The organism is Rheinheimera soli, assembly GCF_031457405.1.
Classification (GTDB): Bacteria; Pseudomonadota; Gammaproteobacteria; order Enterobacterales; family Alteromonadaceae; genus Pararheinheimera; species Pararheinheimera soli_A.
In genome coordinates this window covers 26,437-44,760 of the sequence record NZ_JAVDWR010000022.1, presented here as the reverse complement: position 1 = coordinate 44,760, position 18,324 = coordinate 26,437, and the positions used below count along the sequence as shown (strand labels likewise).

Genomic DNA, 18,324 nt, shown 5'->3' with positions numbered 1-18,324 from the left:
ATGGCAAAAATAAAACGAAAAGCTCAACAAGCCACGCTACTCATAGTTGGAGAAGGACAACAAGATAAAGCATTTATTAAACATATGAAGTCGCTTTATGATGACCGGAATAATGGCCAACATCTGACGATCCATTCAGCCGATGGAGGCTCGCCCAACGACATCATTAAAGCCACTCAGCGCAAATATTTGCATGCTGATTATGACCGAAGCTTCATACTGATGGATAGCGATATACCTATTCGACAACATGGGATTTAGCCAGAAAATCTGGCATTGAATTGATTTTATCCACACCACTTTGCCTTGAGGGTATGTTACTTGAAGTGTTAAACCAAAAGGTTCCAGCTAATTTTACTTCAACACAATGTAAAGCAACGTTACGCCCTCATCTATCCGGAGAACCTGTTTTTCCTGGCAGTTACAATCCAACTTTCGATAAACCTGTTTTGGATGCAAGCACAAAAGCTCAAATTATTAAGTTGAGACAGCTTATTAGTCATCTGCCGACAAAGTAGTTAACACCACATGCCTTTTGATGTCTTTCACTAAAATTCCGCATTTAAATAGCTGCTTATGGATTTGTTTTTGAAAATACAGATCCAGCTTTTGTTCCAGCGCAGCAGCAAGAGCGGGTTCGGAATTAAACTGACAACGCACCAGTAAAGACCCCGGAAAGTTTTCAAACTCCATACTAAACCAGCAACCGACAAAATCTGCATACAAAGCTGCCGCAGCTTGCTCTACTGTTTCCAGCGACTTCAGCACATTGGCTTGTTGTTTTTGTTGCACCACACTTAATTTTTTCGCCATTGTTCACTCAGCTCCAGGCTTTTATAAGCAGGATTATGCCATGGATTAAGCTGTAACAGTTGCAGGCTTTAGCTTCTAAAGCCTGCAACTGTTACTAATCTACCTGTAAATTTTACCTCTGAAGCCCTTAAAATCCAGACAGCCTGTGTTCAGGGTTCAAGTATAAACTAAGCGATAACAATAACTTAGAGTATAAATTTTGACCTTGGCATAATGCTGGCTTAGTGAAAAAGTACGTTCAACCAAGTGCTGAAGCACTTTTGATACGGTACTTAAGTACCAGGGAGTAATTATGTTAGGCTGGGCTTTAACTTTTCTTATTGTGGCCATGGTGGCCGGGATCCTGGGTTTTGGCGGCATAGCAGGTGCGGCAACAGGTATAGCAAAAGTCATTTTTCTGATTTTTATTGTGTTGCTGGTGATTTCGCTGTTAGCCAACGCCTTACGCGGCAAAACCCCTAAATTGTAAAACGCCGGAATGGGCAGAAGGAGAATGGAATGAAAATTCAAACTTCATTGGTTAAGCTGTTATTTGCTGTAGTGCTTGCGACTTCAGTGGTTGCTTGTAGTGAAAGTGATGCAGATAAAGCCGAAGACAGAATGGAAGAACTCAAAGCTCAGGCTGAGAAAACAGCTGAACAAGCTAAAGATAAACTGGAAGAAGCAGCTGATAAAACAGCAGATGCTTTGGAAGAGGCTGCAGACAAAACAGCAGAGAAAGCCAAAGAGCTCTGTGAAGCGGCCAGAGAAAAAGCCGACGCCAAAGACAAAGATTGCTAAATAAATGAGGCGGGGTTTTCCCCGCCTTTATCAGGCGCTATCCAGTCGATTAACTTTCCTGCTGATATTTTTCCAGTTTGTTATAAAGGGTTTTTACACTGATACCCAGCTGTTGCGCTGTGTCCGTTTTATTACCACAGTTTCGCTCCAGTGCTGCAAAAATTGCGGCTTTTTCCAGCTCGTCCAACGGCATATCGGCGGGAATATCTGCCACAGCTTCCACCGAAGTAGCGACCTCCAACAGCAAGTGGTGTGGCTCGATCAGTTTATCTGCCATTATAAAAGCCCGCTCAACAGCATGTTTTAGCTCACGTACATTACCTGGCCATTTATGCTGTGCTACCAGGGATAAAGCTGCATCAGACAGCTGTTTTTGCTGTTTTTCTCTGGCATTGCAATAGGCCAGAAAATGCTGAGCCAGACCGGTAATATCGGCTTCCCGCTCACGCAGTGGCGGCACTTTCACCGGAAACTGCGATAACCTGAAGTACAAATCCTCCCGCAAAATGCCATCAGCAACAGCCTGCAGCGGATCACGGTTAGTGGCAGCTATCACCCGGACATTGGCCATACACACTTTGTTACTGCCAACTGGGCGATATTCACCACTTTCCAGCACCCGCAGTAATTTCACCTGCTGCTCAAGCGGCATTTCTGTGACTTCATCCAAAAACAAAGTGCCTTGTTCCGCCTGAGCAAATACGCCCTGATGATCACGTAAAGCGCCGGTAAAGGAACCTTTGACATGACCAAACAACTCACTGTCGATCAGTTCCGAACTCAAAGCACCACAATTAATGGCAACAAAAGGCTTATCAGCTCTGTGACTGGCTAAATGCACTGTATTGGCCACCAGCTCTTTACCTGCACCGCTTTCGCCAATAATAAAAACATTGGCTTCAGTGACGGCCACTTTACGCACCGTTTTGTAGAGCCGGAGCATAGCTGCTGAAGAGCCCACCAATAAACCAAACTGGTCCAGATCACTGGTTTGAACCTTACGCTTCACCACCACAGTGGACAACTGTCGGTAACAATCCTGCACTGCATCCAACACAGAGTTCATATCCAGCGGCTGGCGGAAGTGATAACCAGCACCACAGCGCATCAGTTGATCCAGCGCTAAATCCGGTATTCCTTTGCTGATCAGAATGAAGTCGATTTCTGACAATACATGACTCTGTTGCAACAACTCGTATTGAGCAGGTGCAGGATTGTCCATTTCAATGAGAGCCAGATCGCAGGACTGCCTGAGCATCTGTTCGACCCAGCATTCATCTGGCTGGCTTTTACAAATGACAAAACGCCGGACAATGTCGGACTGCAATAGTTGAGTAGTTAACTCTGGGTCCTGCACATGCAGGAACAATAAAGGCTGGCTCATACATACTTTCCGTAGTTGAGAGCGTGTTGACGTTTCAGGGTTATTTTTGCAGCAGTCTGGCCGGTTTTTATGCAAGGCAGCACGAGTGCAGTGTAGTTATTCTACATAAACGAGTGCTAACGCAGCAGAAAGGCCAGCCAGGCGCTGCCCTTCGGGTTCGTCTGGCGGCGCCCTGAGCTTTGTCACTCGTCGCTCATTTAGAATAACTAAACTTCGCTCCTCCTTTCGCGCTCAAAGCGGCGCCAGAACGAACAAAATTTAATCTCGAAACGTCAACACGCTCTAAGACTGTAAATTTAACAGGGGTCCTGAGTAAAACTTACCGATCTGCACTCAGCTTCCCGGATAGAAAAAATCAAAAATATCTATACATCATCAACTTACATTCTGGTACATGAATTGACTATGAATCTGCATGGTTTTTATTTGCCATGGAGTACCAAACTAATGACAGAACCTTTGTTACACACAAGCCCAACAGCGCAGCAGACAGAACTATTAGCGGCTTTAAGCCGTCTATTTACCCGGGCCAAAATTTTTTACCAACATACTGCTGAGACTGCAGGACCAGGTAACCTGCGCCGACAGTTTTCAGCGCTGGCAGAACTGCATCAGCAAATTTTATATTTGTTTCCACCGGTCGACAGTAGTACTGCTGAAGGTAGCGCTTTATCCGAGCTTAGCTGCTGGTATAACAATCCACCCAACCAGACCTCAGTGCCTGCGATACAGCAGCAACTGGCTACTCAACTGCAGCTGCAAAAAACACTGATCAGAAATGGCGATTTACCCCAGCATCATAAAAGCTTGTTGCATTTTACCGCTAGCCTGCAAATAGCGGCCGATCAGCTGGCACAAAGTGAAACTCTGCCGACAGAGTATGAAACTTTTACCGAACAGTCAGCCAAAATTACAAACATAAAATTAACATCAGATGAACCGTAAAATATACTCAATATAAATCAATAACTTAAATTATGGCATCAAACTGGCAATGTCTATTCTGTCTCACGAACAAAAGGAGCGACATAATGAAACGCACAACATTAGCAGTGATGATCACTTTAACTCTTGCTTCAGTTTCGGCCATGGCGGCCAATGACTGGAAAGATACAGCAAAAGACGCCTGGATCGACGGCAAAGCTGAAACCACTCTGCTGTTAAACGGCAACCTGAATTCTTTTACTATCGACACTCATGTGAAAAACGGAGTTGTCACTTTAACGGGTGAAGTTAAAAGCGATGTAGATAAAGCCTTAGCTGCAGAGCTGGTAGAAGGGCTGGACGGCGTTACCTCAGTAGAAAACAAGCTGATGGTGAAAAAAGACGGCAAAACCAATGCGGATCCAAAACAGACCAGTGCATTGAAAGATGCCAAAATAGCGACAGTGGTAAAAACCAGCCTGCTGTTTGAGCCTGAAACCAGTGGCACCAGCATTAATGTAGATGTTGAAAACAGCGTGGTAACACTCAGCGGTGTGGTGGATTCAGATGCTGAAAAAGATCTGGCCGTCGCCAAAGCTAAAAACACCAGGGATGTGGTGAAGGTAGTAGATAAATTAACAGTGTCAGAAAGTTAATAACCTTACCGCCAAAGCCGATCTGAATGATCGGCTTTGTTTTCTCTTTATGGCTTTACTGCAGCAGGATCGGCAGGAACTGGCACACCTTTACTATGCCATTTCATCACGACAAACTTCAGTGGCACTTTGCCTGTATTGCGAATACCATGCGAGTCCCATGGAGCCGCATATAAAATATCGCCCGCTTTAGCCGGAATTTCTTTGTCTTTCAGCGACCAGACCCCTTCGCCTTCAATCACCATCAGGTACTCTTCTTCGGCATGAATATGAGGCGGGTGGATTTCTTTGCCAGGCTCAATCACAGCCACACCAGTCAGTGCGTCCTGGGTGCCAAAAGTCGGCTTGGCAAAATAGCTATAAAATACATAACCATCGCCTTTTTCGGCTTTCGCTTCAGATTGCTGAATAATTTGCGACGGCTGATCCGCCTCTGCCGCCATAGTACTCAGGCAAGTCATAGCTATTCCGGCCACTAATCCTAACTTTAATTTGAACATCCCTACTCCCTTCTGCTGAATTATCTCGCCTTTACACTGCCCTGAAACGAAAGGGAGGTCAAACAGCTATTGATCCGATCTGTGGAGGCGGACTTTATCGGATGAACTAAAAATTACGCCGAGACAAGGAAGCGGTAAAAGATGGGGGATACTTGCTAAATGTTCAAATCAAACAAGACCGCCAGCTTGTTGATAGCTGTCGAATAAGCTTTGCAAGGACGCTATATCCGTATCTTGTGACGCTAAATCAAGTCCATAACATTTGGCACAGGCTAAATGGAAAACATCAAACTTACGTTTTTCCACATTCTTCTTGTCTTTTGCATTAACTGATCGGTCGAACCTGAATAAATTAGCAGCCAGTTCAGATACATTACGGTCTACATCAATCTCTGTAAGATTATCCAATACCAGCTTCAAGCTGTTATAACGCTCAGCGTCATTCCAACTCACGCCACGCAAAACCTCATATCTGATAAGAGGGGTAATAACTAGCTTGATGTCAGGGTTTTCCAGAAAGGTTGCCAATGTAGTAGCAGCACTTTGACGCAATTGTTTTGAAGTTGTGCCACTGTCATCCAATGCAGCAATAAGTAGATTAGCGTCCAGCAATACATTAATCATGCTTACTCGCTTCCTTTACCTTTAATCAGTTTTAGCAGCTGCTGTTTAGCGTCGTTCTGAGACTCAGGCGAAGTGCCATCCAGCTTTATACGGTTGATATCAATATCAAAGGCATCTTTTAGAACATCAATCAGAGAAGCTGTCGCTGGTGAAACAATAGACTTGGTTCTTACTACTCCATCTTCCTCACGCTGCAGCCGGTAAGCTTCCCCGGCATTTAGCTGAGATAACACAATAGGAGAATGTGTTGTGATGTAAAAAGTCGTATTGGGAAATAACTGCTTTAGTAGCGGAATAATTTTCGCTTGCCATGACAAATGCAGGTGGCTTTCTATTTCATCAATCAGCACTATGCCTTTCACTTGTGGTAAACGGGTTTCATTGGTGAAATAGCCATAACCAGAAATAATGGCCTGCAGCATTTTCAAAATGGAAGCAAAACCAGTGCTTAAATGGGACAACTCTTTAGCTTGCTGATCAATTTTCAGGAAGACTCTGTTATCACCGCTAATTTGCAGATACTCAGGGTCTATTCTGTTATCAATTTTATGCAACAGTTCCAGCAGTACTTTAATTTCGATATTCCGATTATCTTCCTGCTTTAAATAGGGGTGGGAAGACTGAGCTATAGTGACAAACCAGTCTTCAATACCGATATTCATATTTAAGCTGGTGAAGTTATCTTTTATACCTGCGATTTGTTGTTCCAGATAACTGGAGCGACGCTGATCGAAAGTACCAATGCTGGCTGCTGAGCTGCTTTGGTGTTGGATAAAACCTCTATTTTGGGAGGCCAAAAACACCACAGGGTAAGTATGAACCAACGGTTGTTGCTTGAGGGAATGAGTTACCATCATCGAACCAGAAGTGAAACGATTCTGCTCACTTGTCAACGAGCTGAAAACCCAGTGCTTCTGCCACAAAACATTCTCATTCTTATTGGCAGAAGATAGTTGAACAACTGTTTTATTATTAAAAAACAATGTTTGAAACAGCGCTTCCAGTGTCTTAGTTTTTCCCACACCATTTATGCCAATAAGTACATAAACCTGCTGTTCCTGTTGCAGCTCTAGTTCTACTTTGCCGACCCCTTTCAGGCCTTCAATAGTAACAGGGGACTTCAGCATAAATTATCTCCGTGAGAGACTGACACTCAGCTTCAAATGAAAGTATAAAAATCTTCGGTTTAGTGTACAGACTTTATAATTTCAAACGAGTTTTATCCACTATGTAATGATTAAAGCAACAAATCATTTAACAATACTGCCCTGCCACCCAACCAGAAGCCCAGGCCCATTGGAAATTGTAGCCTCCTAACCAACCTGTGACGTCTACTACTTCGCCGACAAAATACAGGCCGGGTTGTTTTTTGGCTTCCATGGTTTTGGACGATAACTCGTTGGTGTCGACGCCACCTAAAGTAACTTCAGCTGTGCGGTAGCCTTCGGTGCCGTTGGGTTTAAACACATAATGGGTCAGGCTGTCGGCCAGGCGCTGGATGGATTTGGCGTGCAGCGCTTTAATCGCCTGATTTTGAAATACATTCAGCTCCAGCAGTTTTTCGACTAAACGTTTGGGCAGCAGGCGCGAAAGAATAGTTTTTAATTCCTGCTCAGGGTGTTTTTGCTGTTGTTCCAGCAGGAATTCATTTAAATCCTGCTGCGGCGATAAGTTGATAATCAGCTCGTCACCCGGTTGCCAGAAGCTGGAAATTTGCAGAATAGCAGGGCCACTTAAACCCCTGTGGGTAAACAGCATATCTTCCGGAAATACCACGTCGTTGGCTTCTGCCGTAACAGGCAAAGACACACCACTGATTTCTTCAAATACCGCTTTATCGGCCGGTTGCCAGGTTAGTGGTACTAAAGCTGCGCGCACTGGCAATACATTTAAACCAAACTGTTCAGCCAGCTGAAAACCATAAGCTGTAGCACCCAAATTTGGCAGGCTTAAACCGCCACTAGCCACCACCAGGCTCTGACAACTGCGGCTAAGCTGAGGCGTAGTGACTGTATAGACGCCATTGGCAAAACTGACGTTTTGAATATCCTGTTGCAGCGCAATAGACACACCAGCCTTGTCGCATTCTTGTTGCAGCATATCGACAATATCTTTGGCACTGTCGTCACAAAACAGCTGACCCAGTGTTTTTTCATGATAGGCAATGCCGTATTGCTGCACCAGAGCGATAAAATCCCATTGGGTATAACGGCTTAAGGCCGACTTACAAAAATGCGGGTTTTGCGATAAAAAATTAGCCGGGCTGGCGTAAATATTGGTGAAGTTGCAGCGACCACCACCCGACATCAGAATTTTGCGGCCTATACGTTTGCCGTTATCCAGCACCAGCGTTTTACGGCCTCTTTTGGCAGCTTCAATAGCGCTGAATAAACCTGCTGCGCCTGCACCTATAACTATGACGTCCCACTGCTGCATTAATTTGTACTCTGTATGGTATGTGTAAGGCCCGCTTGCTGATAACCCAGTTCAAGCGCGGAAAATTGGTCGTTTTGCCAGTGGAAAACCGGCAACTGCTGTTTTTCTTTATTTAAAGAGCGCAATAAACGCTGCAAGTTCTGTTGTTTCCAGCTTTGATCCGGAAAATCGGCTGCTGTGCGAATAGCGCATTTATCAAAATCAATCAGCCAGAACTGGCCCTGATCATCGAGCAAAATATTGTGGCAGTTTAAGTCGGAGTGATACACCTGATGCTGATGAAAAGACGCTATTAAAGCGCCGAGTTGTTGCCACTCAGTCGAAGTAAAAGGCCGTTGTTGCAGCAGGTGAGCAAGGTCGGTTGCGCCCTGAATACGCTCAATCAGAATATCGGCGCTATACATATAAAAACCAAAGCCAAAACTATGCTTTTGATACAAAGCGGCACAAGGCCGTGGCACAGGCAAACCCCATACCCGCATTTGCCAGAGCAAACTGAATTCTGCCATAGCCCGGCTTTGGGCTGCAGGCTCTGGCCAAAACTTGTCTTTGTTGAATTTACCAACCACACCCCCGCGATAATAATGCCGCAACACTGCTTGCTGGCCGTCCTGATGCCGGATAAACCAAACGGTATTACGGCCTTTTGATTGGCCCGTGACTAAGGACTGCTTTTGCCAGAATTCGCTCTGAAAATAAGCCATTTCAAAGTTCGGATAAAAGTGCGGGTCAAACCATGCTAAAGCTTTGTCATTATTTATTTTTTTTATTTCAGCCATAGGCAATAAATTGTTTACCTGCGCCATGATGCGGGCCACAGCACCTTGCTGCTGCTGATACAGCTTTAAGCCCTTTTCGCCGGTCTGAATGGCCAGTTCGGGCTGCTGAATAAGTTGAGTGACTGTGCCAACCAGAGTTTCAACATCGGCCACCTGAAAATACGCCTGCTGCTGTTGCAGCAGTTGAAAGACCTGCTGGAAATTAAACACAGAAGGGCCGGATAACACCGCTTTGCCAAAGGCCATAGCTTCAAGTGGATTATGGCCTCCCCTGTTGATCAGGCTACCACCAATAAACACAAAATCGGCCAGCTGATACCAGCTTAATAATTCGCCCATCGAGTCGCCGAGCCAGACTTCAGTGTTTGCATCAGGCAAACCATTCACGCTTCTGCGGACAAACTTCAGTTGCTGTTGCTGCAACAGCTCTGCGACCGCATCAAAACGCTCAGGATGCCGGGGGACCAGCACCAGCATTAACTGCGGGAATTGTGTTTTTAACTGCTGATAAGCCTGAATAAGCACTTCATCTTCACCGGCATGAGTACTGCCTGCCACCCAAACCATACGGCCCTGCAGCAAAGGTTTTAAACTCATAGCCAACTGGGTGCTGCTTTTTGGCACATCCAGTTCAAACTTTAAGTTGCCTGCCACCTGCACATTGGGTGCGCCTAAAGCGGAAAAACGCCGGGCGCTGTGTTTATCCAAAGTCAGAATCTGGCTGATGTTTTTCAACATAGGTTGAGTTAAAGCGCTAAAACGCCGGTAACCTTTAGCTGAGCGCGCCGACAAACGGGCATTTACTATTAAAGTGGGAATAGCCAAAGCTTTGCAGTTTGCTATTAAATTGGGCCACAGCTCAGTTTCTAAAATCAGCAGCAATTGTGGCTGCATAAAACTCAGCCAACGGCGCATCAGCACCGGGTAATCAAAAGGCAGATAACAATGCTGAAGCTTGCGGCCCAATTCACGCTGTTCGGCCACCAGTTTGACAATAGCTGCTGAAGCTGTGGGTGTGGTGCAGGTGATAGTTAGAGTCAGTTGCGGGTAGTGCACTAACAGCTGCTTAATCAAAGGTTTGGCGGCGTTAAACTCCCCCACTGATACGGTATGCAGCACTATGCCGTCTTTGGCCGAAGCAGCAGGCAGCGTCAAGGCAAAACGTTCAGCAAAACGCTGACGATAAGCCGGGTCTTTGCGCGAGCGCAGCAACAGATAAAAAATAACCAGAGGCCAACACAGCACAAGCAATACACTATAAATCCAGCGGTTTACCATCGATGTCCCGTGTTCCAGCGGCAAAATGCGCTGTATTATCGCAGAATAGCTTGTTATACCGCAATTTGTTAAACTCAGCGCCTCAAAACAGTGCTTAATTTAAGATGGCTAATTCATTGAAAGTTTTGTTTATCCCCGTATCTTCAGCCCAGGGTATAGGTGAGTATATGCGCTCACTTATTATTGCTCAGGCCATCAAAAGGCAATGGCCAGAATCAGACATCAGTTTTATTCTGAACAAAGATGCCCCCTATGCGTCCAGCTGTCCTTTTCCACATTTCCTGCTGAATAATTCACCCACTAAAGAAATCAGTGCTGTGAATCAGTTGGTCTCTGAATATAAGCCTGATGTCACAATTTTTGATTGTTCAGGCCGGGCTTCTCAGGTCAGGCATGCAAAAGCCTGTGGCAGCAAAGTGGTGTTTATCAGCCAACACAAAAAGAAACGCAAACGTGGTTTTTCTTTTGGCCGCCTGCCTTTTCTGGACGCTCACTGGATCACCCAGTTCAAATTTGTCGATGGCGATTTAACCTGGCTGGAAAAACTTAAACTCAAACTCTGCAATGGCAAAGCTCCACAATTTATAGGCCCTGTGTTTACGCCCCCTGCACCTGATTTACCTGCGGAGTTTGCCCGGTTAAATGGTCATGATTTTGTGCTTTGGGCAGCGGGCGGCGGTGGTCATAGCCATAAAGGTGTACCTGCGATTGAAGTGTTTTATCAGGCGGCAAAGGAACTTAATAACAAGGATCTGCAGCATATTGTTGTCACCGGAGCTAATTATCAGGGCAGCCTGACTGCAACTGAAAATATGCTGCTGGTTAAAAGTTTGCCAAACGAGCAGCTGATGACATTGATACAACATGCCAGACTGGTGGTGTGTGGCGGTGGCGACATGATGGGCCAGGCCATAGTGCTGCGTAAAAACCTTGTCGCAGTGCCTGTAGCAAAAGATCAACCTCCACGTATCGCCAAATGCCTTGAACAAAAAGCCATTTACCAGGCCAGTCTTGAACAAGCGAGCATAGTGGCTCAAGCGAAAATAGCCCTGGAACATCCTCTGAAACATCAACTTGATGTCACACCAGGTTTAACCTACGTCATGGATTATTTTAAATCGGTGCTGGAGTCAAAAAAATGAATGCAACGGAAGTACAGCAGTCGGAACATGCAGTTCGTATTATTCATATTATCGACTCATTTAATGGGGGCGGAGCTGAAGCAGTAGTTTTGCGCTTACATGAGGCGATTAACAATGAACCCAATGCTGAGTCTTACATTGTGTCTCTGAGTCGCCGAAGCGACTATGACATCAGTCACCTGACCAACTGTTATGTATTACCATTTGGGACCAATAAAAACCTGGACAGCTGGTATCGCGTCGGTAAAGTCAGACAGGAGCTGCTGGAGCTGATCCGCAAAATTGAGCAAGGTGGCGCTGTGACAGCTATTTATAGCCACCTCGATGTCAGTCACAGTGTAGTGGCTGGCCTTCAGTGCGAAATAAAAAGACACTATGTAGTGCATGCGTCCTGTAAAGCCGAACTAAGCAACGCCAGGCAACGTGGCTTCTTTGGCTATCAGCGCTTAAAAAGACGTAAAGCTGTGATGCATCAACAACATCTGGTGACTGTGTCTGCAGGCGTGGGGTCAGAGTTACAGGGTGATATCGAATGGCTACAGGCTGCCAGCGTGACCACTATTTATAACCCCTTCGATACGCAGGCTATTTTAAATATGGCTCAGGCCACTGAGCCAGCACTTCCTTCTTCGCCTTATTTATTGCATATAGGCAGAGTAAGCGCTCAGAAACGCATTGACAGATTGTTTGATGCCTACAAAAGGTCAGGTGTTGAAACCCAACTGGTATTGCTGACCAAAGATTCAACCAAGTTAAGAAAACTGATTAAAAGCTATGGCTTAGAACATAAAGTGGTAGTTGCCGGCTTTACACAAAATCCATTTGTCTGGATGCGCCACGCCGAATTATTGCTGCTGTCATCTGATTATGAAGGTTTGTCTAATGTACTGGTAGAAGCACTACTGTGCGGAACCCCGGTATTGTCGACTGACTGCCCTCATGGTCCTGCAGAAATATTACATAATTTCCACGAAGATTGGCTTGTGCCTATGGCTGATATTGATAGCTTTGCGCAAAAAATAAAACTTTTGCTGAAAACCAAACCCAAAGTGGATGTAGAGCAATGGCCCATGTATGAAAAGTTCCAGGCCAGCTATGCAGCGAACGCTTATATTCAGCATGCACTAAAGCATATGGCCTGCTAAATTGCTAAAACAGAGTGTCAGACAAAAATGAAAGGTGAGAGCTAAGAGCGCGTGACAGAGGTGAAGTTCATCATGGATGAGCTTCTCCTTATCTCAGCACTACTTTTACTGAATTGTATCGTCCATTGAGCGGATCAGCATTGAGACAAAAAATGACGGCCCAGCCAGAGGTATAGGCTGATAAGCATAATCAGTCTTACTTTTAAGCCGAAGCAAGAAAAAGTTCTTTTGCAATAAAGCAGATCCGTTAAAATGCCTTTATTCATGCAGCCAGGCAGAGCCTCCTATGTCAGATTTAAAAGCCAATTTAAAACAAAGTTTTTTAGATAGTTTAAAACGTCACCGTGACGCTTTTGCCACAGTGGAAGCCTACCATGATGAAGCCATGCAGCTGTTAGAGGCAGTGCAACACTGCTTACAACAAGGTGGCAAAGTGGTCTGGATGGGTAACGGCGGCAGCGCTGCCGACAGCCAGCATTTAGCCGCCGAGTTTATGGTACGTTATAAAGCAGAACGTGGCCCTTTGGCTTCTATTGCCTTAACCACAGACACTTCTATTCTGACAGCCCACGCCAACGACTACCATTTTGACAGCGTTTTTGAGCGTCAGGTGTTAGGTTTAGTGCGGCCACAAGACGTGGTGATTGGCCTGACGACTTCAGGCAAAAGCCCAAATATCAATTTAGCTTTAAAAGCCGCCAATGAATTAGGCGCTTTTACTGTAGCCCTGACTGGCCGCGACGGCGGTTTAGTGAAAGACATTGCCACACTGCCTATTATTGTCAAAAACGATGAAACCGCCCGTATTCAGGAAGTGCATATGTTTATTGGTCACTGGCTCTGTGAAGCCCTTGATCTGGCTATTACGGGAAACAACTAATGATTAATCTGAGCCTGCTGCAAAACTTGTCTTCTGCTTCTGTATTGGTGGTTGGTGATGTGATGCTGGACCGCTATTTTAATGGCGACTCGCAGCGTATATCGCCTGAAGCCCCTGTGCCTGTAGTGAAAATCAGCAAAATAGAAGACAAAGCAGGTGGAGCTGCCAACGTGGCGCGTAATATTGCTCATCTGGATGGCAAAGCAGGCTTATTAGGTATTATTGGTAACGACAGTGCAGGCGAGTCTTTACAGCAATTGCTGGCCGGTGAACAAATTCATTCAGAATTGTTTAGCCAAAATGATAAACCTACTATCGCCAAAATGCGGGTGGTGTCGCGCCAGCAACAAATAGTGCGGCTGGATCAGGAAGAAATGTTCAGCGCGGAAGATGCAGCCCTGCTGGCAGAACGTTTTGCCGCTGTGTATCAGAACTACGATGTGATTGTATTCAGTGATTACAACAAAGGCTCGTTGCAGCAAATTTCTTCCATGATCAAATTGGCCAAAGCGGCCGGTAAAACTGTATTGGTTGACCCTAAGCAAGCCGACTTGTCGGTATACGCTGGCGCTGATGTGATTACACCGAATTTAGGCGAATTTAAAACAGCGGGCGGCAAAACAGCTTCTGTGGATGAAATGCTCAGCTCAGCCCGTGAGCTGATGCAAAAAGCAGGTTTAGCCTCGATTTTATTAACCCGCAGCGAACAAGGCATGAGCCTGATCACCCCAACCGAACATTTCCACTTCCCGGCTCAGGTGCTGGAAGTAAGTGATGTGACTGGTGCTGGCGATACAGTGATCGCCACTTTAGCTGTGATGTTAAGTGCAGGTATGTCGCTGCATGATGCCACTCAACTTGCCAACTTAGCGGCTGGCATAGTGGTAGGCAAAGTAGGAGCTGCAACTGTTTCACCGGAAGAGCTGGCCGCCAAGCTGAATAAAGATTTATTCCGTCAGGGCGATTTTTACCAGACGCCTTTTAACAAAGTACTGCAGCATATCCAGTTTGCCCGTCAAAACGGCGAACGTATTGTCTTTACCAACGGCTGCTTTGATATTTTACATGCAGGTCATGTGCGTTATTTAGCTCAGGCTAAGGCTTTGGGCGACCGTTTAGTCGTAGGTTTGAATTCAGATGCTTCAGTGCGCCGCTTAAAAGGCGAACAGCGCCCTATCAATACGTTGGAAGATCGCGCCACAGTGCTGGCAAGTTTGGCCAGTGTTGACTGGGTGGTGCCTTTTGGCGATGACGTTGCCGAAAACGATACGCCATTCCAGCTTATCAGCACTATTTTGCCTGATGTATTGGTCAAAGGCGGCGACTACAGCATTGAAACCATAGTGGGCGCAGACGTCGTGATAGCTCATGGTGGTGAAGTACAAGTGCTGACTTTTGTTGATGGCCGCTCCACCAGCAAAGTGATACGTAAAATCCAGGACTTGCAGGGAAATAACTGATTTGTCGCAGCCCATAACATCTATTTGTATTCTGCGTTTATCCGCTATAGGTGATGTCTGCAACGCAGTCTCTGTGGTGCAATCTATTCAGCGCCAGCATCCACAAGCGCAGATCACCTGGATTATCGGCAAAGTGGAAGCCCGCTTGCTGGAAGCTTTGCCTGGTGTACGTTTTGTGGTTTTTGATAAAAAGCTTGGCAGAGCGGCTTATAGCCAGCTAAAGCAGGATTTAAAAAACGACTATTTTGATGTGCTGCTGCATATGCAGGTGGCCTTTCGCGCTAATGTTGCCTCTTTATGTATCAAGGCCCGCAAAAAAATTGGTTTTGACTGGCACACCGCCAAAGAGTTACATGCGCTTTTTATGCGTCACCGCATAGAGCCAGCGCCACGTAGCCATGTGCTGGATGGCTTTCGTCAGTTTGCTAAAGCTATTGGTGTATCAGAGCAAGAACTTGGAAAAACTCCAACATGGCAACTGCCTATTCCTGAAGCCGATGAGTTATGGGCCAAACAGCAGTTAGCTGCTATCGGCAACTCCAGAGTGTTGATTATCAGCCCTGCCGCTTCTAAAGCGGAGCGCAACTGGTTGCCTGAGCGTTACGCAGCCTTGGCCGATTATGCGCAGTCCAAAGGCTTTGCAGTGATCTTATCTGGTGGCCCGACAGAGCTGGAACGTACTTTAAGTCAGGCCATTTTGGCATCAGCACAGCATCCCATCACAGATCTGACAGGCAAAACCAATTTAAAACAGCTGCTGGCTTTATTGAAACACGCAAGTTTAGTGCTGGCGCCAGATACTGGCCCTACTCATATGGCGGTGGCAGTTGGCACTCCGGTCATTGGTTTGTATGGCCACAGTAATCCGGATCGCACCGGGCCTTATTTGTTCCGTCAGTATGTGGTTGAGGTCTATCACCAGTCTTTACTGGAACAGCTGGGTAAAACGGCAGCAGAGCTGAAATGGGGCGCCCGCGTCAAAGGCAGCGACATTATGCAAAAAATATCTGTAGAGGCTGTGACTGCCATGTTCGATAAAGTAGTGACAGAACAGCAACTATGAGTCAGCAGTTATGAAAACTATGCAAAAAGCCGCCTTTCTGGACAGAGACGGTGTGATCAATGTCGATCACGGTTATGTCAGCAGCCCAGAACAATTTGAGTTTATTGAGGGTGTATTTGAGGCTTGTCGTCATTTACAGCAACAAGGTTATCTATTGATAGTAGTGACTAACCAATCAGGGATAGGCCGCGGCTACTACAACGAGCAGCAGTTCCATGTTTTAACCGACTGGATGAAAGCTCAGTTTGAGTCGCACGGTGTTACTCTGACTGATGTGTTTTTTTGCCCTCATCATCCGGTTAATGCCAAGCCACCGTATCAAACCGACTGTGATTGTCGTAAACCAGCTCCAGGCATGTTGCTGCAAGCCATAAACAAGTATCAGATTGATCCAGGCCAAAGCCTGATGTTAGGTGATAAAAAAGCCGATATGCAGGCAGCACAAGCTGCTGGTGTTGGCCGTAAAGTGTTGGTGTTATCAGGCCAAACACTGACAGCAGAAGACCAGGCCAGCGCAGATGAAGTCTGGCCTTCGATAAAAGCGGCCCTGGAGTTGGTGCTGAACTAAGGTTCCGGGTCTGAAGTTGTACAAGGAATGTAATGCAAAAACTCTTAGCTTTCTCCTTAGTGCTGTTACTCCTATGCGGCCTGTTTTTTATAGGCACGAACAACAGCAGTACTCAGCCTCAAACTCAGCTTCAGTACAGCTCTGACATTCAAGAGCAAAACCCTATTCCCTTAGCCGTTGAGAAGGAAGGGGTCACCCAACCCAACTCCAGTCCGGCAGCGCCAGAACCAGCTGAACAGATGGTCGTTATTGAACGAACAGACTGGAAACTGGACCAGCCTTTGCAAACTCAGCTAACAAGACTGAAAAACCGGGCAGACAAAGGCGATCTGCAGGCCGCCTATAGTCTTGCAATGAACCTGAGGTTTTGTGGCATGGCACCACTGGATGAAACCGACTTAGAAGCTCGTTTGCAACAAGCCTATCAGTATAAAGACAATGGTGTTGCCATAGCTGACATCAAAGAACGCTATGAGTTTTGTGCCGGAATAAATCAGCAGCAACGCGATGAGTTTTACCTTTATTTAGAAACTGCGGCCAAAGCTGGTTATGTCTATGCTCAGGAAGAGATGGCCACAGTCACGCCAGAGCTGTTTATGCAATTGGCTGATGCAACAGATCTGGAACGAGCGGCTTATATCCAAAAGCGGGAGGAATTTATTCAGCTGCAGCTCTCATTATTGGAGTCCGCATCCCAGCACGGCAGCATCAGAGCACTGATCACACTGTCAACTATGCACCACTCACAAAACTATGGCGAGCATGGTAGGGCTAAATCCTACGCCTTAAACCATCTGATCCTGGAACTGACGGATGACAATGAATTGCAGAGCAGATACTCATGGTTTGTGCAACGTCGTCATTCTGAACTGACCCCAGAGCAGATTGAACAAGCCCAAGCTTTGTCACAGCAGTGGTTAGCTATCATCAAAGCAAATGGTACCTTGTATTTGCAATGATCGATCTGAGCTGTCAATTTGTTGGCTTTGAAACATAGTCAAACTAGTGCTGTATTGTGTTATATCTATGGCGCTTTATTAAAAAATCAGGTGCTTAGCAGAATATGAACCCTATACAAAATGAAAACATGCAATGGGATAACGAGCAGATCAACGCCGTAGTGGCAGATTTGGCCCGTTTACGTCTGCAGGTCGATTTAGAGCTGGTTCCACGTTATCCCTATCTGGGCACTAAGATTTACCCGCTGGGCCGCTGTAAAGAAATACGAGATGCCGTATTTGTGCAGCTGCAACAACAACTTCCGCAAGCAACAGAACCCGGACTAGTATTAATCCGCGACCAGTTGGCCAAAGGGGAGAGCCTGAAAAAAATATGGGGCGCTTTGCGGGGCGTCTATTTTCAAAACGCTATGTCTGTTGGGGACTGGTATCTGGATGTATCCAATGACACAGTCAATCCAAATAAGCCACGCATTGAGGTATTACCTTTAGCAACCTCTGGTTTTGCTGAAGTCACCAGTTTTGAGCAGTTTATATCCGTAGCCCGCACTTACTGGGAAGTGGAAGTCTATCGCAATGATATCTGCCCTGCCCTTGCGCCTTATATGCCTTTACTTTACATCTCTAAAAGTGGCACTTGCTGGCTCGGAGAAGCCACGGACAACATGCTGGCAATCGCTACAAAAAGTCAGTTTTCAGCCTCAGAACGCATTTTATTAACACTGCCTGCGCCACCACCAAAAGCTGCCAATCGCTGGCAAGAGGCTTTAGCTAAGGTGAAACACAATGACTTTTTGCACCAGCAAGGTGACGCGGTTGAATATTGCCAGGCCTATCGCACTAAGCATTATGAGCAAGATTCAAGCATCCGCGATAGTGCTGTGATGGCCTATGTAACCTTACCAAAAAGTATTTCACTGGCCGACTAAAGAG

General features: G+C 46.0%; 20 protein-coding genes. 13 read left to right on the top strand and 7 right to left on the bottom strand.

From position 1 onward, the window contains the following. Positions 1–261 carry a hypothetical protein gene (locus tag J2W69_RS18760; protein ID WP_310281370.1) on the top strand — a complete coding sequence of 87 codons (261 nt, stop codon included), beginning with the start codon at positions 1–3 and terminating at the stop codon, positions 259–261. Between the two features lie 234 nt (positions 262–495). On the opposite strand, the gene J2W69_RS18755 is transcribed toward J2W69_RS18760, so the two are convergent. Continuing rightward, positions 496–813 carry a hypothetical protein gene (locus J2W69_RS18755; RefSeq protein ID WP_310281368.1) on the bottom strand — a complete coding sequence of 106 codons (318 nt, stop codon included), beginning with the start codon at positions 811–813 and terminating at the stop codon, positions 496–498. A 292-nt stretch (positions 814–1,105) separates the two neighbouring features. On the opposite strand from J2W69_RS18755, the gene J2W69_RS18750 reads away from it, so the two are divergent. Both J2W69_RS18750 and J2W69_RS18745 read left to right on the top strand, forming a co-directional pair. Beyond that, on the top strand, positions 1,106–1,282 hold the full coding sequence (locus J2W69_RS18750) for a DUF1328 domain-containing protein (RefSeq protein WP_310281366.1): 177 nt from the start codon (positions 1,106–1,108) through the stop codon (positions 1,280–1,282). A gap of 29 nt (positions 1,283–1,311) precedes the next feature. Beyond that, entirely contained in the window at positions 1,312–1,593 is a 282-nt protein-coding gene (locus tag J2W69_RS18745; protein WP_310281365.1) for a hypothetical protein, read from the top strand. A 49-nt stretch (positions 1,594–1,642) separates the two neighbouring features. On the opposite strand, the gene J2W69_RS18740 is transcribed toward J2W69_RS18745, so the two are convergent. Then, positions 1,643–2,977 carry a sigma-54 interaction domain-containing protein gene (locus J2W69_RS18740; protein WP_310281363.1) on the bottom strand — a complete coding sequence of 445 codons (1,335 nt, stop codon included), beginning with the start codon at positions 2,975–2,977 and terminating at the stop codon, positions 1,643–1,645. A 399-nt stretch (positions 2,978–3,376) separates the two neighbouring features. Here J2W69_RS18740 and J2W69_RS18735 point away from each other — a divergent pair, with 399 nt between their 5' ends. Further along, the gene (locus tag J2W69_RS18735) at positions 3,377–3,922 is read left to right on the top strand and encodes a hypothetical protein (RefSeq protein WP_310281360.1); all 546 of its coding nucleotides are present in this window, start codon (positions 3,377–3,379) and stop codon (positions 3,920–3,922) included. Between the two features lie 86 nt (positions 3,923–4,008). Further along, positions 4,009–4,557, top strand: coding sequence for a BON domain-containing protein (locus J2W69_RS18730; protein ID WP_310281358.1), 549 nt, complete (start codon positions 4,009–4,011; stop codon positions 4,555–4,557). 47 nt (positions 4,558–4,604) lie between these two features. Here the strand turns inward: J2W69_RS18730 and J2W69_RS18725 are convergent, their stop codons facing one another. From J2W69_RS18725 to waaA, 5 genes are all read right to left on the bottom strand, one after another. Then, positions 4,605–5,057 (bottom strand): cupin domain-containing protein, encoded by a 453-nt coding sequence (locus tag J2W69_RS18725; RefSeq protein ID WP_310281357.1) that lies wholly within the window; start codon positions 5,055–5,057, stop codon positions 4,605–4,607. Between the two features lie 168 nt (positions 5,058–5,225). Further along, entirely contained in the window at positions 5,226–5,681 is a 456-nt protein-coding gene (locus J2W69_RS18720) for a type II toxin-antitoxin system VapC family toxin (protein WP_310281355.1), read from the bottom strand. Between the two features lie 2 nt (positions 5,682–5,683). Further along, positions 5,684–6,808, bottom strand: a complete 1,125-nt coding sequence (locus J2W69_RS18715) for an AAA family ATPase (protein ID WP_310281353.1) — start codon at positions 6,806–6,808, stop codon at positions 5,684–5,686. 127 nt (positions 6,809–6,935) lie between these two features. Beyond that, positions 6,936–8,117: a BaiN/RdsA family NAD(P)/FAD-dependent oxidoreductase gene (locus J2W69_RS18710; protein ID WP_310281351.1), complete on the bottom strand. Its 1,182-nt coding sequence runs from the start codon at positions 8,115–8,117 to the stop codon at positions 6,936–6,938. After that, entirely contained in the window at positions 8,117–10,174 is a 2,058-nt protein-coding gene (waaA, locus tag J2W69_RS18705) for a lipid IV(A) 3-deoxy-D-manno-octulosonic acid transferase (RefSeq protein WP_310281349.1), read from the bottom strand. Before waaA ends, J2W69_RS18710 begins: the two co-directional genes overlap by 1 nt. A gap of 167 nt (positions 10,175–10,341) precedes the next feature. Here waaA and J2W69_RS18700 point away from each other — a divergent pair, with 167 nt between their 5' ends. The 8 genes from J2W69_RS18700 (at position 10,342) to J2W69_RS18665 (ending at position 18,320) form a co-directional block, all read left to right on the top strand. After that, positions 10,342–11,316 carry a hypothetical protein gene (locus tag J2W69_RS18700; protein ID WP_310281347.1) on the top strand — a complete coding sequence of 325 codons (975 nt, stop codon included), beginning with the start codon at positions 10,342–10,344 and terminating at the stop codon, positions 11,314–11,316. After that, positions 11,313–12,461, top strand: a complete 1,149-nt coding sequence (locus J2W69_RS18695) for a glycosyltransferase (RefSeq protein ID WP_310281346.1) — start codon at positions 11,313–11,315, stop codon at positions 12,459–12,461. Before J2W69_RS18700 ends, J2W69_RS18695 begins: the two co-directional genes overlap by 4 nt. A 286-nt stretch (positions 12,462–12,747) precedes the next feature. Continuing rightward, positions 12,748–13,341, top strand: a complete 594-nt coding sequence (locus tag J2W69_RS18690; protein WP_310281345.1) for a D-sedoheptulose-7-phosphate isomerase — start codon at positions 12,748–12,750, stop codon at positions 13,339–13,341. Next, complete coding sequence (gene hldE, locus J2W69_RS18685) at positions 13,341–14,801, top strand: bifunctional D-glycero-beta-D-manno-heptose-7-phosphate kinase/D-glycero-beta-D-manno-heptose 1-phosphate adenylyltransferase HldE (RefSeq protein WP_310281342.1); 1,461 nt, start codon at positions 13,341–13,343, stop codon at positions 14,799–14,801. The genes J2W69_RS18690 and hldE overlap by 1 nt, the downstream gene beginning before the upstream one ends. A 1-nt stretch (position 14,802) precedes the next feature. Next, positions 14,803–15,864, top strand: coding sequence for a glycosyltransferase family 9 protein (locus tag J2W69_RS18680; protein ID WP_310281339.1), 1,062 nt, complete (start codon positions 14,803–14,805; stop codon positions 15,862–15,864). A gap of 10 nt (positions 15,865–15,874) precedes the next feature. Next, a complete protein-coding gene (gene gmhB, locus J2W69_RS18675; RefSeq protein WP_310281337.1) occupies positions 15,875–16,432 on the top strand; it encodes a D-glycero-beta-D-manno-heptose 1,7-bisphosphate 7-phosphatase in 558 nt (185 codons plus the stop codon). Between the two features lie 32 nt (positions 16,433–16,464). Further along, the gene (locus tag J2W69_RS18670; protein WP_310281335.1) at positions 16,465–17,391 is read left to right on the top strand and encodes a hypothetical protein; all 927 of its coding nucleotides are present in this window, start codon (positions 16,465–16,467) and stop codon (positions 17,389–17,391) included. 104 nt (positions 17,392–17,495) lie between these two features. Further along, on the top strand, positions 17,496–18,320 hold the full coding sequence (locus J2W69_RS18665; protein ID WP_310281333.1) for a hypothetical protein: 825 nt from the start codon (positions 17,496–17,498) through the stop codon (positions 18,318–18,320). The last annotated feature ends 4 nt before the right edge of the window (positions 18,321–18,324 follow it).

What these genes read in the sequence shown, in the direction of transcription:
- J2W69_RS18755 (WP_310281368.1), bottom strand. Translation starts at nt 813, where the DNA reads ATGGCGAAAAAATTAAGTGTGGTGCAACAAAAACAACAAGCCAATGTG.
- J2W69_RS18700 (WP_310281347.1), top strand. Translation starts at nt 10,342, where the DNA reads ATGCGCTCACTTATTATTGCTCAGGCCATCAAAAGGCAATGGCCAGAA.
- J2W69_RS18695 (WP_310281346.1), top strand. Translation starts at nt 11,313, where the DNA reads ATGAATGCAACGGAAGTACAGCAGTCGGAACATGCAGTTCGTATTATT.
- J2W69_RS18690 (WP_310281345.1), top strand. Translation starts at nt 12,748, where the DNA reads ATGTCAGATTTAAAAGCCAATTTAAAACAAAGTTTTTTAGATAGTTTA.
- J2W69_RS18730 (WP_310281358.1), top strand. Translation starts at nt 4,009, where the DNA reads ATGAAACGCACAACATTAGCAGTGATGATCACTTTAACTCTTGCTTCA.
- hldE (WP_310281342.1), top strand. Translation starts at nt 13,341, where the DNA reads ATGATTAATCTGAGCCTGCTGCAAAACTTGTCTTCTGCTTCTGTATTG.
- J2W69_RS18740 (WP_310281363.1), bottom strand. Translation starts at nt 2,977, where the DNA reads ATGAGCCAGCCTTTATTGTTCCTGCATGTGCAGGACCCAGAGTTAACT.
- J2W69_RS18760 (WP_310281370.1), top strand. Translation starts at nt 1, where the DNA reads ATGGCAAAAATAAAACGAAAAGCTCAACAAGCCACGCTACTCATAGTT.
- J2W69_RS18725 (WP_310281357.1), bottom strand. Translation starts at nt 5,057, where the DNA reads ATGTTCAAATTAAAGTTAGGATTAGTGGCCGGAATAGCTATGACTTGC.
- gmhB (WP_310281337.1), top strand. Translation starts at nt 15,875, where the DNA reads ATGAAAACTATGCAAAAAGCCGCCTTTCTGGACAGAGACGGTGTGATC.
- J2W69_RS18750 (WP_310281366.1), top strand. Translation starts at nt 1,106, where the DNA reads ATGTTAGGCTGGGCTTTAACTTTTCTTATTGTGGCCATGGTGGCCGGG.
- J2W69_RS18715 (WP_310281353.1), bottom strand. Translation starts at nt 6,808, where the DNA reads ATGCTGAAGTCCCCTGTTACTATTGAAGGCCTGAAAGGGGTCGGCAAA.
- J2W69_RS18720 (WP_310281355.1), bottom strand. Translation starts at nt 5,681, where the DNA reads ATGATTAATGTATTGCTGGACGCTAATCTACTTATTGCTGCATTGGAT.
- J2W69_RS18665 (WP_310281333.1), top strand. Translation starts at nt 17,496, where the DNA reads ATGAACCCTATACAAAATGAAAACATGCAATGGGATAACGAGCAGATC.
- J2W69_RS18745 (WP_310281365.1), top strand. Translation starts at nt 1,312, where the DNA reads ATGAAAATTCAAACTTCATTGGTTAAGCTGTTATTTGCTGTAGTGCTT.
- J2W69_RS18670 (WP_310281335.1), top strand. Translation starts at nt 16,465, where the DNA reads ATGCAAAAACTCTTAGCTTTCTCCTTAGTGCTGTTACTCCTATGCGGC.
- waaA (WP_310281349.1), bottom strand. Translation starts at nt 10,174, where the DNA reads ATGGTAAACCGCTGGATTTATAGTGTATTGCTTGTGCTGTGTTGGCCT.
- J2W69_RS18710 (WP_310281351.1), bottom strand. Translation starts at nt 8,117, where the DNA reads ATGCAGCAGTGGGACGTCATAGTTATAGGTGCAGGCGCAGCAGGTTTA.